This is a genomic window from Sulfurimonas autotrophica DSM 16294, from assembly GCF_000147355.1.
Taxonomy (GTDB): domain Bacteria; phylum Campylobacterota; class Campylobacteria; order Campylobacterales; family Sulfurimonadaceae; genus Sulfurimonas; species Sulfurimonas autotrophica.
Genome location: NC_014506.1, coordinates 1 through 17,787, shown reverse-complemented (window position 1 = coordinate 17,787; position 17,787 = coordinate 1). Strand labels below are relative to the sequence as shown.

The 17,787-nt window shown below is 33.3% G+C and carries 17 protein-coding genes; 4 read left to right on the top strand and 13 right to left on the bottom strand.

Annotated elements, in window-relative coordinates; translation table 11 throughout:
• Positions 1-34: 34 nt before the first annotated feature.
• Both rpsU and SAUT_RS11520 read left to right on the top strand, forming a co-directional pair.
• A complete protein-coding gene (gene rpsU, locus SAUT_RS00085) occupies positions 35-247 on the top strand; it encodes a 30S ribosomal protein S21 (protein ID WP_013325822.1) in 213 nt (70 codons plus the stop codon).
• Between the two features lie 104 nt (positions 248-351).
• Positions 352-1,485: a methyl-accepting chemotaxis protein gene (locus SAUT_RS11520; RefSeq protein WP_013325821.1), complete on the top strand. Its 1,134-nt coding sequence runs from the start codon at positions 352-354 to the stop codon at positions 1,483-1,485.
• A gap of 16 nt (positions 1,486-1,501) precedes the next feature.
• On the opposite strand, the gene SAUT_RS00075 is transcribed toward SAUT_RS11520, so the two are convergent.
• The 7 genes from SAUT_RS00075 to SAUT_RS00045 form a co-directional block, all read right to left on the bottom strand.
• A complete protein-coding gene (locus SAUT_RS00075) occupies positions 1,502-2,569 on the bottom strand; it encodes a deoxyguanosinetriphosphate triphosphohydrolase family protein (protein WP_013325820.1) in 1,068 nt (355 codons plus the stop codon).
• Positions 2,569-3,099, bottom strand: a complete 531-nt coding sequence (locus SAUT_RS00070; RefSeq protein ID WP_013325819.1) for a PhnA domain-containing protein — start codon at positions 3,097-3,099, stop codon at positions 2,569-2,571. The genes SAUT_RS00075 and SAUT_RS00070 overlap by 1 nt, the downstream gene beginning before the upstream one ends.
• 34 nt (positions 3,100-3,133) lie before the next feature.
• On the bottom strand, positions 3,134-3,352 hold the full coding sequence (locus tag SAUT_RS00065; RefSeq protein ID WP_013325818.1) for a hypothetical protein: 219 nt from the start codon (positions 3,350-3,352) through the stop codon (positions 3,134-3,136).
• A gap of 8 nt (positions 3,353-3,360) precedes the next feature.
• Positions 3,361-4,194: an FAD-dependent thymidylate synthase gene (locus tag SAUT_RS00060; RefSeq protein WP_013325817.1), complete on the bottom strand. Its 834-nt coding sequence runs from the start codon at positions 4,192-4,194 to the stop codon at positions 3,361-3,363.
• Positions 4,195-4,255: 61 nt separating this feature from the next.
• Entirely contained in the window at positions 4,256-4,894 is a 639-nt protein-coding gene (locus tag SAUT_RS00055; RefSeq protein ID WP_013325816.1) for a protein-L-isoaspartate(D-aspartate) O-methyltransferase, read from the bottom strand.
• 1 nt (position 4,895) lies between these two features.
• Positions 4,896-5,636, bottom strand: coding sequence for a carbon-nitrogen hydrolase family protein (locus SAUT_RS00050; RefSeq protein WP_013325815.1), 741 nt, complete (start codon positions 5,634-5,636; stop codon positions 4,896-4,898).
• Positions 5,623-6,645 (bottom strand): ribonucleotide-diphosphate reductase subunit beta, encoded by a 1,023-nt coding sequence (locus SAUT_RS00045; protein ID WP_013325814.1) that lies wholly within the window; start codon positions 6,643-6,645, stop codon positions 5,623-5,625. The genes SAUT_RS00050 and SAUT_RS00045 overlap by 14 nt, the downstream gene beginning before the upstream one ends.
• Before the next feature lie 72 nt (positions 6,646-6,717).
• Between SAUT_RS00045 and SAUT_RS00040 the strand changes: the two genes are divergently transcribed.
• Positions 6,718-7,689, top strand: coding sequence for a hydrolase (locus tag SAUT_RS00040; protein ID WP_013325813.1), 972 nt, complete (start codon positions 6,718-6,720; stop codon positions 7,687-7,689).
• A gap of 33 nt (positions 7,690-7,722) precedes the next feature.
• Here SAUT_RS00040 and typA read toward each other — a convergent pair whose 3' ends face one another.
• Positions 7,723-9,525, bottom strand: coding sequence for a translational GTPase TypA (gene typA, locus SAUT_RS00035; protein ID WP_013325812.1), 1,803 nt, complete (start codon positions 9,523-9,525; stop codon positions 7,723-7,725).
• A gap of 86 nt (positions 9,526-9,611) precedes the next feature.
• Here typA and SAUT_RS00030 point away from each other — a divergent pair, with 86 nt between their 5' ends.
• Entirely contained in the window at positions 9,612-10,850 is a 1,239-nt protein-coding gene (locus tag SAUT_RS00030; RefSeq protein WP_013325811.1) for a CCA tRNA nucleotidyltransferase, read from the top strand.
• Here SAUT_RS00030 and SAUT_RS00025 read toward each other — a convergent pair.
• The 5 genes from SAUT_RS00025 to dnaA form a co-directional block, all read right to left on the bottom strand.
• A complete protein-coding gene (locus SAUT_RS00025) occupies positions 10,839-11,306 on the bottom strand; it encodes a hypothetical protein (RefSeq protein ID WP_013325810.1) in 468 nt (155 codons plus the stop codon). The genes SAUT_RS00030 and SAUT_RS00025 overlap by 12 nt on opposite strands.
• Positions 11,307-11,322: 16 nt before the next feature.
• Complete coding sequence (locus SAUT_RS00020) at positions 11,323-12,714, bottom strand: bifunctional diguanylate cyclase/phosphodiesterase (RefSeq protein ID WP_013325809.1); 1,392 nt, start codon at positions 12,712-12,714, stop codon at positions 11,323-11,325.
• Positions 12,715-15,033, bottom strand: coding sequence for a DNA topoisomerase (ATP-hydrolyzing) subunit B (gene gyrB / locus SAUT_RS00015; RefSeq protein WP_013325808.1), 2,319 nt, complete (start codon positions 15,031-15,033; stop codon positions 12,715-12,717).
• 86 nt (positions 15,034-15,119) lie between these two features.
• Complete coding sequence (dnaN, locus tag SAUT_RS00010; RefSeq protein ID WP_013325807.1) at positions 15,120-16,187, bottom strand: DNA polymerase III subunit beta; 1,068 nt, start codon at positions 16,185-16,187, stop codon at positions 15,120-15,122.
• A gap of 182 nt (positions 16,188-16,369) precedes the next feature.
• Entirely contained in the window at positions 16,370-17,677 is a 1,308-nt protein-coding gene (gene dnaA, locus SAUT_RS00005; protein ID WP_013325806.1) for a chromosomal replication initiator protein DnaA, read from the bottom strand.
• Between the last annotated feature and the right edge of the window lie 110 nt (positions 17,678-17,787).

Here is a 17,787-nt window from a genome sequence, read left to right as displayed (position 1 = left end):
ATTTCAAATTTAAACAGAAAGTGGGTGATGTGATATGCCTGGTATTGTACTACGCTCAGATGATAATTTTGATGCTGCTTACAGACGTTTCAAAAAACAAGTTGACCGTAACTTAATCGTTACAGAAGCTCGTGCTCGCCGTTTCCATGAAACAGAGACTGAAAAACGTAAGAAATTCAAAATTGCTTCTCGTAAAAAAATGCTTAAACGTCTTTATATGATGAGACGTTACGAATCACGCCTGTAAACGTTTCTCCTTAGGGAGAACGTTTCTCTTCTTATACAAAATATTTCCAAAACTTAATTTTAATGCTATAATACTTCCTTATATATTTACTTAAGGATAAATCTATGACTTCACTTTTTCTCCGTATGAGACTTGTTCACTGGATTGGCATTGTACTACTGCTTATAAATGCTTTTGTTTTCACCGATAATATTATCTCTCAAATCGTACAGGTAATTATTGCCATTGTTATTTTGGTACATGATATTGATGAAAAAATAAACGGTGTTGATGTTGCAAAAAAAATCATAGCTACACTGGCTGATTTTAAAGCAGGAGATACAATAAATATTAAATTGGCATTTTCCAAAGAGTACAGAGAAATGGTTGAGCTTATTAATAAATTTACGGCAAAAGTAAATGAAGCAAAACAGTTAGCGGCAACATCCAGTAAAATAGACAAAGATTTAGAAGAACTAAACCAAAGTGTTTTACAATTAGAAGATGATTTTAGCGCATCAGCGAACTCTGCAAACAATCTTCTTAAGAAATTAAACCTTATAGAAGATGAATCCAAACAAAATCTTGAATTTTCAGAAGATGTGTTAAGTAGCCTAAATAATGTTTCAGAAAAATTAGACAATTCAGTTTCACAAATGTCTATGTTGGAAAATCAGGTAATGCAAACGCATGACGGAGAGATAACTGTTAACGACGATCTTAAATCATTAACACAAAATGCCGAAGATATTAAAGGCATTTTAAATATCATATCCGATATATCCGATAAAACAAATCTTTTAGCTTTAAATGCAGCTATTGAAGCAGCCCGTGCCGGTGAACATGGACGCGGTTTTGCAGTCGTGGCGGATGAAGTAAGAAAACTGGCTGAAAATACCCAAAGAGCACTTACGGAAATTAATGCAAGCGTAAATGTAATTGTGCAAAGTATTTCAGATGCAAGCGGCAGCGTAGAAGTAAATGCCAAGTCTACTCTTGAACTTGTAGAAATTTCAAAAGAGTTACAATCAAGTCTAAGTGAAGCAAGTCATGAGGTAGAGAGTGCATACCAAAAAAGTTTAGCAGACACAGAAAATTCAAAAATTATCAAAAGTGAGGCACAAAATTCTGTAAATGTTACATCTGAGCAAATTGATAAAATGCATACTACAAAAAAGTTTATAGATACTATAAGAAAAAAACTTTTACATGTAGATAATGTAACAAAAGAATTAGTTACTAAAATATCACATATATAATAAACTATTGCACTTATTATATATTTGCATACATTTCATTATGAAAATTCACTGCGTATCTATCGCTCATACTTGCAATATAGTCAGCTATAACGCGGTGTTTATTTCTTACATGTAACTGCTTATAATAAAATTGCGGAAGCATTTTATCTTGTTCCATCAAGCCTTTATATAGACCTTTTATTGCCTGTTTTCCGGCATACATTTTTCTAACTATATTTTTATGCTGATACATTTTTACAAAAAGAATTTTTTTCAACTTTTTGATTTGAGTTTCAAGCTCTTTTTCAAAACCTATAGGCATCTCTTCGCGATGAGCAACTTTTTGTTTTGAATATTCAAGTAATGAATAAACTAAATGATTGATAAGGTGCGAACTGAACCTATAGCGAAACATCTCATCGTTCTCATCTGTAACACCTTCGGCAGCAACTTTTTCTAATATTTCACATGCCAATTCACTCGCTCTTAAATCTTCAAATGTAATAATTCCGGAATTAACTCCATCATCAATATCATGACTCATATATGCTATTTCATCAGCACGATCCACAACCATAGCTTCATAAGTAGGATGTCTGCTTAAATCAAACTGTTCATCTATTATACGTGGGAGAAAGAGCTTTTTGTATGGATAGGAGTGTTTTAATATACCTTCGAGTGTTGCAAAAGTAAGATTGAGCCCGTTAAAACCTTTATACCTTTTTTCAAGTTTTGTAACAACTCTAAACGATTGAAAATTATGCTCAAAACCGTTAGAAAATCCGTCAGCTTTTAAACATTCATCCAGAGTATCACCACCGACATGGCCAAAAGGCGTATGACCCAAATCATGCGCAAGTGCTATGGCTTCGGCCAATGATTCATTCAGTTCTAATTGAGAAGTAATAGAGCGGGCAATTTGAGAGACTTCTATAGAGTGTGTCAAACGAGTGCGAAAAAAATCACCCTCGTGATTTAAAAAAACCTGTGTCTTATACTCCAGTTTTCTGAATGAACCGGAGTGAATAATTCTATCTCGATCACGAGCATAAGGATTGCGAAAATCCTTCTCTATTTTATAAAATCGCTCGTATGGTTTCATTAGGCTTTTTTAATAAATTCAGTTTTTAAATAAATCTTTGTTCCGTTGACACGACCCTCAACATGGTCATCTATATCATTAGGAAGCGCAATACGAGTTACAGTAGTACCGCGTTTTGCAGTGAATCCCGCACCCTTTACATCTAAATCTTTGAGTATTACAATACTGTCGCCGGCTTTGAGTTCAACACCGTTTGCATCACGAAAGACTACTTTGTTTGCATATGCATTTATAGCAGCATCTGCAAGTTTTTGTTCTTCCTCTTCAAGATACATCATATCTGTCATATCTGTACGACCCAGCTTATTCCATAAAATATATGACATTACTTTCACAGCCGGCACTTCACTCCACATTGCGTCATTCAGGCAGTTGAAGTGCGTTTCATCAAGCTCATCATTTTCTATTTGATTTTTACATGTAGCACAAACATAAACGCTTTGATCTTCACTTGAGTCACTCACAGGCAGTTCTAAAAGACTCACATCTTCACTGCTTCCACATAATTCACATACTTCACTTCTAGCCATATTTTATTCCTTTATAAATCTTTTTGGAATTATACTACTTTTCTATGTGAAATTCTATATCTGAGTCAGATACTTTTTTCTCATTGACAACTTTGTTGAATGCTTTGTCGGCTTCTTTTTCACTGTATGCCTTACACTCCTGTGGTACTGTAGCACCCGGTTCACTCTCGAGCTTATCACACATTGCAGCCGTTATAGTAATGTTTGAGCATCCTGTAAAAAAGAGTGTTGCCAGTATTAAAATTTTATACATAAAAAGTCCTATTTTTTCTTGATAATTAAATCAAGGTATTTCTGAGGAGTAACTTTCATCATCTCCTGAGCAAGCCAGCGTATTTGAAAATATGCGGCACCGCTGTCACGTAATGTAAGATAGTTTTTCAAACTTCTGAGGTTAAATGTCACCACCATATCTACTTTGACATTGTCTGTAATAATGTGCTTAAAAGCATCGCCTACGTTTCTTTTCTTTTTTCCTGCCTGCAAAGCATTATAGAGTTCTTGAGATTTGCCTTGAAGTTCTTTAATCAAATGAAGTGAACTTTTAGCTACGGCAATATCATGGAAATTTTCTACTTTTTTTGACTGAAAATCAAGCTTCTCATACATTCCCCCGATTTCAAGTCTGTTATACGCTTCATCTGCAGTTACAAACATATCAAATTCCAAAACTTTATTTATAAAAAACTCTTTATCTTCGCCATGTTTTGATGCTACAAAAGCATTAATAAGAGAGCTCATAGTATAGCGAGTGCTTCTTACGCTAATGGCCTGTATACGGTGTCTTGCATGCTCTTGTAAAACACCTCTGCTTGTTGAGCGAATAAGATAACTAAGATTTGCATGTTCCAAAATAGAATGGTGAAAGTAAGTCCATGCCAAATCATCAAGCAGCTGCGATTCTTCTATATTGTTAAGAGACTCGCACATTTGCGTATCAGGCAGTATATTTTCAATCTCTTGAACAACTTCATTCTCACTGTTGCAAAAGCTGTCATAACATGTGCGCGCAGCCGTTTCAGCCACTCCAATACCAGTCTCTTGAAGCAGAACAACTTCCGGCTTTGAATACTTTATGCCATACATATCTTCCATAATCACGCCCTAAATTGAATTAATACTATTCTACTATAAAAATATAAAAAAGCTTATAAAGCTACTTAAGCACACCGTCAAGTATAGGGACAAAATCACAATCTTCAAGCTCTTCTTCTTCAATATAGTCACCATTTTTTATAAAACGGGTAATCACCTGCGTGTTTCTTTTTTGTAAAGGGGCCACAAGTATTCCTCCATCAGCTAACTGCTCAAACAGTTTTGTTGGAATCTCTTTTGCCGTTGCAGAAAAAAGAATCCTGTCATAAGGTGCATATTGAATCCATCCGTTTTGTCCGTCATCCGTGCGCGTATGTATGTTATTTATACCCAGCTCACGGAATCTTTTTTTTGCTTCAAGTATCAAAGGTTCTATGCGCTCTATGGTAAATACCCCACGAAAGAGGTGCGAAAGAACGGCTGCCTGATAGCCGCTTCCACATCCGACTTCCAAGACCCTGTCTGCTCCGCGAGGGAAAAGATACTCTGTCATTTTTGCAACTGTTAAAGGGGAACTGATGTATTGATCAGCACCTATAGGCAGAGCATCAAGTTTATAAGCATTATGTTTAAATCCTGTCGGCACAAATGCTTCTCTATTTGTTGAAGCAATAGCCTTTTTTACTTCATCGCTCAACTTAAATTTTGCATCACACTCATTTGCCAAACGGGCTGTTTTTGTCGCTGTTATTCTATCCAAGTTATCGTATCCCTACATCCATATATCTTCTCATTAATGCTATCTCTTTTTTATTATATTCTACTTTTAAGCAAGGCTTATTCCCATTTCTAAACGCCTCACCCTGCGGTGTAATAATGCCACTCATTGCAGTACATTCTTTGTTTGCGCTGTCACTTGCAATAACATAACATTGATTCATCAGAGCCAGCGCCTGTGTTAAAATTTTAAAATGCTCCGTTCTTAACTCTCCCCACCATGAAGGCACGGCAATAACATCTGCACCCTCTGACTTTTGCCACAGCTCTTTAAAACGCAGTTCAAAACAAACAAACACAGCTAACTTAATGCCTGCAACTTCGACTATTTTAAAATCTTCATCATTCCCTGCTTGCATGTACTTGTCTTCATCGCCGAACTTAAAGAGTTTCGCTTTTGCTCTTTGAAACACAACCTCACCATTATAAAAAACTTTGGCAAAATTAAAGACTTTCCCCTCTTTTTCTTCTAACATTGTAAGAATAATTATTTTGTTATAAGAAGCCTTTTTTATAGCTGCTGTTGCTTTAGAAGCAAAGAAAAGCATTTCATCCATACGCTCATAATCATAGGAAGTCAAACAAACCTCAGGTGCAACAATAATAGAATTTTCTTGTGTTTGTGTTAGCAGTGTTAGTAGTGTCTGTAAGTTATGTTCGTAATTATCTGTTGTTTCAAACAACAATGAGCATAGAGTATGCTCAGAGGTTTTAGAAGTCATCATCAAAAGAGAGACTGCCTTTTGAATAGTTTGTTACTGTTCCTTCAAAGAAATTTGTTTTTTGGTCATTAAATTTTGCAAAATCATCAACCCATTTTATAGGATTTGAGACATTGTAGAGTTTATCAAAACCGACAGAGTTCAATCTGTCATCAGCAAGATACTGAATATACTGTTCAACTATTTCATCCGTAAGACCAAGAATCTGCCCTTGAGTGATATATTTGCCCCACTCTGTTTCAAGTTTTACCGCTTCTTTAAACATCTCAATTACATCTGCTCTAAGTTCATCAGTAAAGAGGTCAGGTCGCTCTTTTCTGAGTGTATTGATAAGATTTTGAAAAAGCACCAGATGTGTTACTTCATCACGTTGTATAAAACGAATCATCTGTGCAGAACCGAGCATTTTTCCAGAGCGTGCAAGTGTATATATATAAGTAAATCCGCTGTAAAAGTAGATACCTTCAAGTATCTGATTTGCAAAACATGCTTTTACAAAGTTACTGTCAGTCGGATTTTTTGCAAGCTCCTGATACACTGCGGCAATCGTATCATTTTTGTGTTTTAGCATCATATCTCTACGCCACAAATCATATATCTCTTCTGAGTTTGTAGAAATACTGTCAACCATAACGGCATAACTTTGTGAATGCAGCGCCTCTTCAAAAGACTGACGAACTAAAATAAGATTAATTTCAGGTGCAGTTACATAGGGATTAACATTGTCAATCAGGTTGTTAGTTTGAAGTGAATCCATAAAAATAAGCTGTGAAAGTGCTTTATCATAGGCTGTTTTTTCAGCATCTGTAAGCTGTTTGTAATCATTGACATCCCGTGTCATATCTACTTCTTTGGGAAACCATGTGTTGTTTAGCATCATTTCCCACAGATTATATGCCCACTGATATTTTATATTATTCAGTTCAAAAATACCCGTTGGGTTTCCACCAAATACTTTTCTATCATTAACATTTTCAGTTGAGTCAGGATTGTATATCTGTTTTCTATTCATGTGGTTCCCTCAAATTAATTATTAGTATATGATTATAACCATCTATAGATAAATTTTTGATAAGATAAGAGTATGAATTTTAAACCATCATTTTTATTAAAAAACAGACACCTACAAACTGTGTATGCCAGCCTCTTCAGAAGACTTCCTATTAAAAATTTTGAAATAGAAAAATTCAGACTCAGCGACGGAGATTTTCTTGAATGTTACTGGCAAAAGATTGATAATCATCAAAAAGACACTCCTATTGTCATTCTTTTTCATGGACTGGCCGGTTCTTACAAATCTCCTTATGTTCAAGGCACAATGCAAGAGCTCAAAGAGGCAGGGTTCAGTAGTGTAGTGATGCATTTTAGAGGCTGTTCCGGCAAAGAGAATCTCAAGCCAAGATCATATCACAGCGGCGATACGCAAGATGCCTATGAATTTATAAACAGTGTCAAAAAAAGATACCCACAGGCAAAACTATTTGCCGTCGGTTTTTCGCTTGGAGCAAATATGCTTTTAAAGCTTTTAGGTGAGAGAAAAAGTGACTGTATTCTTAGTGCCGCTGTTGCCGTATCTGCACCTATGCTTTTAGACGTTTGTGCCGCACATATGAACAAAGGCTTTTCAAAGTTTTATCAGAAACTTCTACTTAAAGATTTAAAAAGGGATTTAGACAAAAAATATGATAAATTTCCAATGCAAAAACTCATACATCTTAAAAGAAGCGATATAAAAAAATTAAAAACTTTTTGGGCATTTGATGAGGCCTATACTGCACCGATTCACGGTTTTTCTTCTGCGCAGGATTATTATACAAAATCAAGCAGTAGACAATTTTTGAAATTTATTACAATTCCCACTCTTATTATTCATGCAAAAGATGACCCTTTTATGCCCTCTGATATATTACCGACACATAATGAAATATCACCTACTATTAAGTTAGAAATCAGCGAATATGGAGGTCATGTAGGATTTATATCGGGAAGTTTATTTCATCCTGAGTATTGGATGGAAAAAAGAATTGTAAAATTTTGTAAAACATTTTTGGAGTAAGAGTTTCAAGAAAAAACTTGAAACTCTTTTTTTTTATTTACGAGCGTGACGTTTTCTTTCACTCTCAGTAAGATATTTCTTACGAATACGCACATTTTTAGGTGTAACTTCTAGAAGTTCATCATCTTCTATCCATTCTAATGCACGCTCTAATGACATATCACGAGGCGGAACAAGTTTGATGGCTTCATCAGCTCCACTTGAACGTACATTTGACTGTGCTTTTCCTTTAATAGGATTAACAACAAGGTCATTTGAACGTGAATGTTCACCAACAATCATACCTTCATACACTTCAGTTTGAACACCGATGAAAAGAACACCGCGGTCTTGAATACCAAATAGTGAGAATGCAAGTGTAGAACCTGCTGTCATAGACACAAGTGCACCGTACGAGCGTGATTCAACTTCACCTGTAAATGGACGGAATTCCAAGAAAGAGTGATTCATTACACCCTCACCTTTTGTGTCTGTCAAGAATTGTCCACGGAATCCGATTAATGCACGAGCCGGAATTTCAAACTCTATACGTTGAAAACCTTGTCCCATTGGAAGCATTGATTTCATTTCAGCTTTTCTTTTACCTAAACGTTCAATTACTGTACCGCTTAAATCTTCAGGAACATCAATTACCAAATGCTCAAACGGCTCACATTTAACACCGTTAATCTCTTTCACGATAACTTCCGGACGGGAGATTGAAAATTCAAAATCCTCACGACGCATATTTTCAGCAAGAACTGTAATTTGAAGTTCTCCACGACCTGAAACTTTAAATTTACCCTCACCGATTATTTCAAGTTTCATGGCAACATTTGTATTCATTTCAAATTCTAGACGTTCACGAAGTTTGTTTGAAGTAACGTGTTTACCTTCTTTACCCGCAAGTGGAGAATCATTTACGGCAAATACAACTGTAAGCGTAGGCTCTTCTACATGCATAGGATCAAGTGCAACCGGATTAGTAGGGTCACAAACAGTATCTCCAACATCAACAGTTTCCATACCGGCAAAAGCTACGATATCACCAGCTTCTGCTTGATCAATTTCCATACGGTTAAGCCCAAGAAAACCGATAAGTTTAGAAATCTTCCCTTTTACCATTTCACCGTCAGCTTTTGCAAGCATAACATTGTCGCCTTTGTTCACTGTACCATTAAAAATACGGCTAATACCAATTTTACCGACATAGTTGTCATAATCAAGTGTGAATACCTGTGCTTGCAAAGGATTTGCAGCATCACCTTCCGGTTCAGGAATATTGTTTATAATTGTTTCAAAAATACATTCAAAATTTCCATCCGGGTCTTCCATATCTAATTTTGCCATGCCATCACGAGCAGCAGCATAAATAATAGGAAAATCCTGTTGCTCATCAGTAGCACCCATCGCCGCAAAAAGGTCAAACATTTCATCTACAACACGTTCAGGATCAGCTGAAGGTTTGTCGATCTTGTTAATAACAACGATTGGCATTTTACCAAGTGCTAACATTTTTTTAACAACGAATTTTGTTTGCGGCATAACACCTTCATAGGCATCAACAAGTACTAAAACACCATCTACCATTTTAAGTACACGTTCAACTTCTCCACCAAAATCGGCGTGACCCGGAGTGTCAATAATGTTAATTTTGTAATCTTTATAACGAATAGCTGTATTTTTAGAAAGAATCGTGATACCACGCTCTTTTTCTAAATCATTGCTATCCATAGCTCTTTCATCATGTTGTTCATGAGAACCGAATGTACCAGATTGTTCTAGTAAACCATCAACCAGTGTAGTTTTACCGTGGTCAACGTGAGCGATAACGGCAATATTTCTAATTTTTTGCATTAGGGGGTTTCCTTCTTGGGAAAATTTTTCGTGATTATACCCAAATAATTATTATATCCTTGTAAAATTCATGATATACTTTGCTTATGATTAAATATCCAGAGAGTCTTGATACGATTTTTAACAAACTGTACAAACATAATATAAAACCTGTTATTGTCGGCGGTTATATTCGTGATGTAATTTTAAATATACCCTCAAATGATATTGACATTGAACTATACGGTATTGCATCTCTTGATGAAGTAGAACACATTTTACAGGAATTTGGAGATGTAAACAGTGTCGGTAAAAGTTTTGGTGTGTGTAAATTGTTATATAATAATTTAGATTTGGACTTTTCACTGCCAAGACAAGACAATAAAATTGCTTCTGGACACCAAGGTTTTAAAATAACTGTTGATACAAATTTAGATTTTAAAACGGCTGCAAGCAGAAGAGATTTTACAATTAATGCAATCGGATATGATGTCAAAAATAAAAAAATATTAGACCCGTATCACGGCAGAGAAGATTTAGATAAAAAGATATTAAAAGCGGTAGATAATGAAAAATTTAAAGAAGACCCGCTAAGAGTGCTTCGTGCTGTAGTTTTTGCATCACGCTTTGATATGAAACTAGACAAATCCCTTGAGTTTACATGTAAACATATGATACAAAACAAACTCCTTAATGAACTGCCCAAAGAGCGAATTTTTCAGGAGATAAAAAAGCTTCTGCTCAAATCAAACAACCCTTCCTGCGGATTTTATCTGCTCAAAGATTTAGGAGCATTTTCATTTTTCCAAGAATTTAACACACTTGATGAAAAAGAGTATGCAGAAATTTTAAATGCCCTGAAAAAACTAAAAACCTTTCAAATAACAAGTGATAAAGAATTTGTTATACTTGCTTTAGCTGTTATAACATCAAAGTTTTCAGATATACAAACTCAAACTTTTTTAAATAGAATAACAAATGAAAAAATAATAATTGAAAAAGTTTTTACACTCCATCAAATTAATTTTAATCTAGAAAGCTTGAATGATTATGATATATATACACTTGCTAGAAAAATAAATATTAAGTTTTATTCACATTACTTACATGTAACACAAAATAAAAAAGAAAAGATAGAGTATTTACTCAAAAAAGCAAAAAAGATGAGTGTCTTACACCAACCAATCCCCCCTCTTATAAAGGGAAAAGATTTAATAAAACTGGGTCTGCAGCCATCAAAAGAATTTTCAAAGATACTTGAGTATACTTATCAGGCGCAAATTCGAAATGCTTTTAAAGATAAACCAAGTGCTCTGTCCTGGCTTAAAAAGAATCTACTTTCCTAAAACATTCATTTTTTTTTGCAATTGGACATATTGATTTATAGTATTTATGGCTGTGTTAAGAGTATCGGCAAGCTTTGAGGCATATATTTGTTTGTTTCGTGTATCAAAATCATCTACAATCTCTTTGTAATTTTCTAAAAATTTTTGAGCCAGTTCAATTGTTTGTATATCTATTTGCTTACTTGACAATATAGCAATAAATAAATCAAAAGCTTTTTTCTTTTTTACATCCATATCATCACTTTTAATATAATATGTTTGTGTTTTTTCATCAAGTGAAGTAAGCTTTTTCATAATTTCGTTAATTCCATCAACACTGACTTTAAAGTCTTTCATACTGTTTTTTACATAAGAACGCATCTCTGTAAGATTCATTTTTAATATTTTTTCAATTAAATGTGAATCTGTTTGTTCATCTTGACTTTTATTTTTTTTACCAAATATCTTAGCAAACATATATATTCCTTACATTTTAATTTGCATTATTTTGAATCTTTGACAAATATTTTCCTTCTACATAGTCAATATCCATCTCTTTGACTAGAATGTATGTTGCTTCATCTTCTATATTTTTTATCCACGTTTTTACACCATTTTCATGAGCCATAACATTAAAACCATCGATTATACTACGATTTTGGCTTATTTTGTCTATATTTGAATAATATGTATCGAATCTAACAACATCAATATCTAATTCTCTCAAATACAAAAAGCTGGTATGAATAGCCCCCAATCTGTCTATTGCTATAAGCACACCCAAACTTTTTAATGATTTAATAATACTGTTATACCTGCTTATATAAGAATAATATTGCATTTCATTCAAAACAAACATCACTTGTGTACCGGCATACTCTTTTAAAAGTTCTTTTGTTTTTGCAAGAAATTTATCATTTCTTAACGATGTCGGCAGAATATTTACTGCATAAATATTTTCTTCATATATACAGTTCTTAAGTATTTCCTCTAAAACCATCAAATCAAAACTAACACCAAGTCCTAATTTATTAATAACTTTCAAGTATGTTTTAGGATGAATTATTTTATTATTTTGACCTTTAAGTTTTACATAACACTCTCTAAATACTATACCATCTGCATTATTATAAACTTCTTGTGACATAATGAGCAGGTTTTTATTTTCAATAGCATCAATAACTAACAGTTCCAATTCGTTTGGATTGATAATTTCTTCTTCATATTTGCTATTTTTATTTTTATTTTGAAGTTCAAAAAGGTTTTCAATTAAATAATTCAAATCTTTTGAATAACTTGTATCAGTAATTACCCCTGATATTTTGACTTCAATATCATCTATATTTAAGTTATTTGATTTTAAGCATAAAAGTTCCAATAAAGTGCTGTATTTATCTTTGAAACCTTCAAGTCCTATAATAAAATCACCACCTTTTATATGACCTATTGGAATATTTTCAATGCCCTCTTTTTTTAAATACTCCATTATCCAATCAGCAACATACTTTAAAACTTTATCACCATTTTTTATTCCATAAAGAATATTGATGTCATTTAAATTATCTATGCTTATAAGAATAAGTGTGCAATCTTTTTTATGTCTTATCTCTTTTTGCAGATATTGATACAGATATTCTCTTGTAAAGGTTTTTGTCACGCTGTCGGTTATTTTTACATCAAAGCCTCTGTATATCAGAAAAAAAATAAAATAGACACTTACAAGCAAAAGTAAAATTGCTTCTATATAAAATGAAGTTTGCAACGTTGTATAATTAGTGATGAGTGTGTGAAAAATTAAAGCAAGTATAAGAGCAAAGATAGGCAAACCCATTCTAAGTGCCAACTTAAAACGGTATTCCCTCTCTTTAGTTTGAGACAGCATCATTTATACGTCTAAATGCTTCACATCTTTTGCATGTGTTTCAATGTAGTTACGGCGAGGCTCAACTTCATCTCCCATAAAGAGAGTAAATGCATCTGATGCAACTTCTGCATCTTCTATAGATATTTGTAAAAGTACGCGGTTTTCAGGTGTCATTGTTGTTTCCCACAACTGTTCAGGATTCATCTCTCCCAGACCTTTGTAACGCTGAATATAAGCACCTTTTTTTGCATAATCTTTAATATCTTCAAGTACTTCTATAATATCTTTGTCAAAATGGATATCCCACTCCATAATTTTTTTATAAACAAAACTTGCTTCATTAAAATGTGGAGCAGAAAACAGATCATCATTTATAAGCAGCTCTTCCATTCCGGTCTGTGTTTGAACAAAAAGATGAATTTCATTTGTCTCTTCATTGATAGTGTAGGTTAAAATATTATTGCCTATTGAAGTTAAAAATTTCTCTATCTCGACAAACATCTCTTTAGCAGGCAATGCAATTAAATCAGGATTTTCAATAAAATGACGAATCAATTTTACAAGAGCATAACGGCGGTTAAGTGCTTCAAGTGAAGAAGCATAATGATCAACCATTTTAAAATAAGCAACCAAATCATTATGCCCTACACCGTCTATATCTAATGATTCTATACCGTTGTCAATCAAATAATCATTCATTGCACGGTCATCTTTAAAATATATCTCTTTTTTACCTTTTTTATAACGGTAAAGAGGCGGCTGTGCAAGGTATAAATACCCTTTTTCAATAATATCACGGAAGTATCTAAAAAAGAAAGTAAGCAGAAGCGTTTGAATATGAGAACCATCGACATCCGCATCGGTCATAATAATGATTTTATGATAACGGAGTTTCTCTTCATTATATTCTTCACCGATTCCACAACCCATAGCCGTAATCATATTGGTAATTTCATCAGATTTTAAAATCTTTTCAAGTCTTGCTTTTTCAACATTTAAAATCTTACCTTTCAGTGGTAAAATTGCTTGAAAAACACGGTCACGTCCCATTTTTGCCGAACCGCCCGCAGAGTCCCCTTCCACCAGATATAGTTCACAAATACTTGCATCTTTACTTTGGCAATCAGCAAGTTTCCCCGGAAGTGTTCCAACACTCATGGAATCTTTTCTACGTGTTAGTTCTCTTGCTTTTTTAGCAGCTTCACGACCGCGTGCTGCCATGAGAGCTTTACTTACAATTGCTTTGGCTTCTATAGGATTTTCTTCAAAATATTTATTAAGTGCTTCACCGGTTGCTTTTTGAATTAACGGGCGAACGTAAGTATTTCCAAGTTTTCCTTTTGTCTGTCCTTCAAATTGTGGTTCTGGAACACGAGCTGACACAATGGCAATTAAACCTTCTTTAACATCATCTCCGGAAATTTTGACATCTTTTTCTTTTGCAGCACCGTTTTTAGAATTATAATTGGATATAACACGTGTTAATCCTGCACGAAAACCAGCTTCATGTGTTCCACCGTTTGGAGTACGAATATTATTGACAAAAGAGGCAAGCTTTTCTTCATAAGAATCATTATACATGATGGCTATATCAAATTCTATATCTTCAGCTTTACCGCTAAAACTGTATACATTTGCAACAACTTCTCTTTTGTTCATATCCGATACATATTGAGCTATACCGCCTTCAAAATGGTAAACCTCTTTTGTATTAGTTCTTTCATCATTAAATTTTATAGTAATAAATGGATTTAAATAGGCGAGTTCTTTAAATCTTTTTGCAAGATATTCATATTCAAAAGTTATTGTCTCTGTGAATATACTTGGATCCGCTGCAAATTCAATAGTCGTACCGGTTTTACGAGTTGTCCCTGTAACTTCAAGCGGACCTTGAGGAATTCCCATTTTAAAATCTTGTTCATGAATTTTACCTTCACGGTAAATAGTCATATGCAAATCAGATGAAAGAGCATTTACAACCGAAACACCAACTCCGTGAAGTCCGCCGGAAACTTTGTAAGTATCTTTATCAAATTTACCACCGGCATGAAGTACTGTTAAAACAACAGTAGCAGCACTCATATTTTCAGTCGGGTGCATATCAGTTGGAATACCGCGACCATTATCACTTACTTTACATGTACCGTTTTTTGTAAGAGTTACCGTAATAGTGTCACAATATCCTGCCATAGCTTCATCTATAGAATTATCAATGACTTCATAAACTAAATGGTGAAGACCGCGATGTCCAGTATCACCGATATACATACCGGGACGTTTACGAACAGCTTCTAAACCTTTGAGAACTTTAATATTACTAGCGCCATATTCTTGTTGCATTTAATACTCCATTGCCATTTTGGCATAATTGTAGTTATTTTATCTAAAATATTCTTATGATAAGTTTTATGTGAAAAACCTATAGTTTAGATAACTATAGGCATTACGACTGTGATGAAGTTTTGATCTTTTAAAATAAAAGGAAGATTTCCTTCATTGAGTCCGATTGTAAATTCAGAAGAGTTTATAGAATTTAAAAAATCGAGTAAATATTTTGAATTAATTGCTATTGAGAAAGGCTTACTGAAACCTGTATTGTAACTGATCTCAGTTTTTGCTTCAATATTATCATCACTTAAACTTTCAAAACTGATAATGTCGTTCATAAAAGTAATTTTTAAATCTGTAGATATAGTAGTAATTTGTTTTATAGAATCAATCATAATAGCTTTAGGTAAAACTAAATTGTATTTTGTTTCTTTGGGAATAATTCTTGAATATTCAGGAAATTTTCCATTGATGAGTTTAGTGAAAAAAGTGTATTGTTGTGAATGTATTATAAGATTTGTTTCATCATAATAAAGTTCAATATTATCAAAAAAGAGTTTTTGAATCTCAACTATTGCTTTTTTTGGAATTATAATAGACAACTCATTATCACTTTGATTATCTATAGTCACAACTGCTAATCTTCTAGTGTCTGTTGCTGCAAAGTTAATAGAATTCTTTTGTATGTCAATTAAGGCACCATTGAGTTCAAATTTAGGGTTATTTGTATCAATAGCCGGTGTTATTTTTTTTAATGATTCGATAAGTGTATGTGATTCAATGGAAATTCTTGGTTTTCCTTCATAGGCTGGAAATTCAGGAAATTCATTATATGAAAATGTAGGTAATTTAAAGTTTGAATGACCTTGTGATATTAAAAGATTGTCATTTTTTACTTCTAAATTAATTTCATCATCTTTTAATATTCTGACAATATCTAAGAATTTTTTACCGTTAGCAGTAATGCTTCCTTCTTTTTCAATTTTTAAATTATCGGTTGATACTAAAAATCCTATTTCATAATCAGTAGCTTTAAGAGTTAACTCTGAATTAGATACATTCATATATACATGTGAAGTAATCTGCGATGTATCTTTTTTCTCTAAAAAAGGTGAAGCATGAATGAGTATGTTTTCCAATATAGATTTTGAGACGGTAATTTTCATTTTTTAAATCCCTATATATTTATATAATTTTAGTAAGTAGTAGTAGTATCGAGTGAATATGTGACAAATTCATTTAAACGCCTACAGGCTTACTTTTCTAGATGTGAATAAGAGTCAAGGCTTCTTTCACATCTATTCACTTTTACAATTATATCTTTTTTTTTAATGCTTTTAAAATAAAATTAGGATGATGATGTTATTTTATTTGTAAGTTCATCAATTTTTACTTTAAAATCCTCATCATCTTTGATTAAACTGTTGATTTTTTTAATTGTATGACTGATGGCGGTATGATCTTTCATTCCAAAATACTGGGCAAGCTGAGGCATTGTATTTTGTGTGAGTTCACGACAGATGTATATAGATATTCGGCGGGCATAAACAATATTTTTACTTCTGCCTTTTGAGCGTATTTCACTAGGTTTTATATTTAAATCTTTAGCTACGATTTGGGTTATAGTTTCCATTGTAAGGTTTGCTCTGTTTTCATTCATTTGGTCTTTGAGCACATTTTTCGTAAAATCTAAATCAATATCAACATGCATAAGTTGTGAATAGGCATGTAGTTTTGAGAGTATGCCTTCTATTTCTCTTACATTACTATCTATAACGGTTGCTATATAGTTGACTATGTCTTCAGAGAGTTTTACTTTATTGATTTCACATTTTTTCTTAATAATGGCTATTTTTGTTTCAAGTTCCGGTGGTTGTATATCAGCCACGAGTCCCCACTCGAACCTGCTTTGCAGACGAGCTTCAAGACCGCCGATTTTTTTAGGATGTTTATCTGCTGTGAGGATTATTTGTTTTCCTGCACCTTTTAATGCTTCAAAAGTGTGAAAGAATTCTTCTTGAATTCCTTCTTTATTGCTTAAAAACTGAATATCATCTATCAGAAGTACATCACATTTACGATATTTTTCCTGAAAACGTTCCATAGTCTTGTTTCTTACGTGTCGAATAAAATCATTTAAAAACTGTTCGACTGTTGTATAAATAACAACTTTACCTTCATTTTGAAAAACATTGCCGGCTGCCTGCATAAGGTGAGTTTTACCAAGACCGACACCACCGTATATAAAGAGAGGATTATAAACCTTTCCTGCATTTTCACTGACACTTTTTACGGCAGCATAGGCAAACTGGTTGGAACCGCCGACCATAAAGTTGTCAAAAGAGTGTGAAGGGTTTAAAAGTGAGCTGTTTTGTTTAACTTCTACATTTTTTTTTGTCTTTCTTTTTTCTATTGTATTTTTGAGTGTAATTTTTATATTTACTTTGGAACCATTTTTAATTTCAAAAAGATGGGCAATTTTTTCTCTATATTTATTTTTAATCCAATTAACTACCAAGGCATTGGGTGCATAAAATATAGCTGCATCCCCTGTTGATTTTTTTATATCATAAGATAAATGTCTGATATACCTGTTATATTCCAGTTCACTTATCTCCTCTTTGAGAGCTTTTAATACTTCTTGACCTATATTCACATAAAACCTTATTTAATTATTTATATGTGAATAGTACTTTTTTTTTCCATAAAACAGGGTTAAATGGATGTGAATAACTAAATTTGCTTTATGTGAATATTTATACTTTT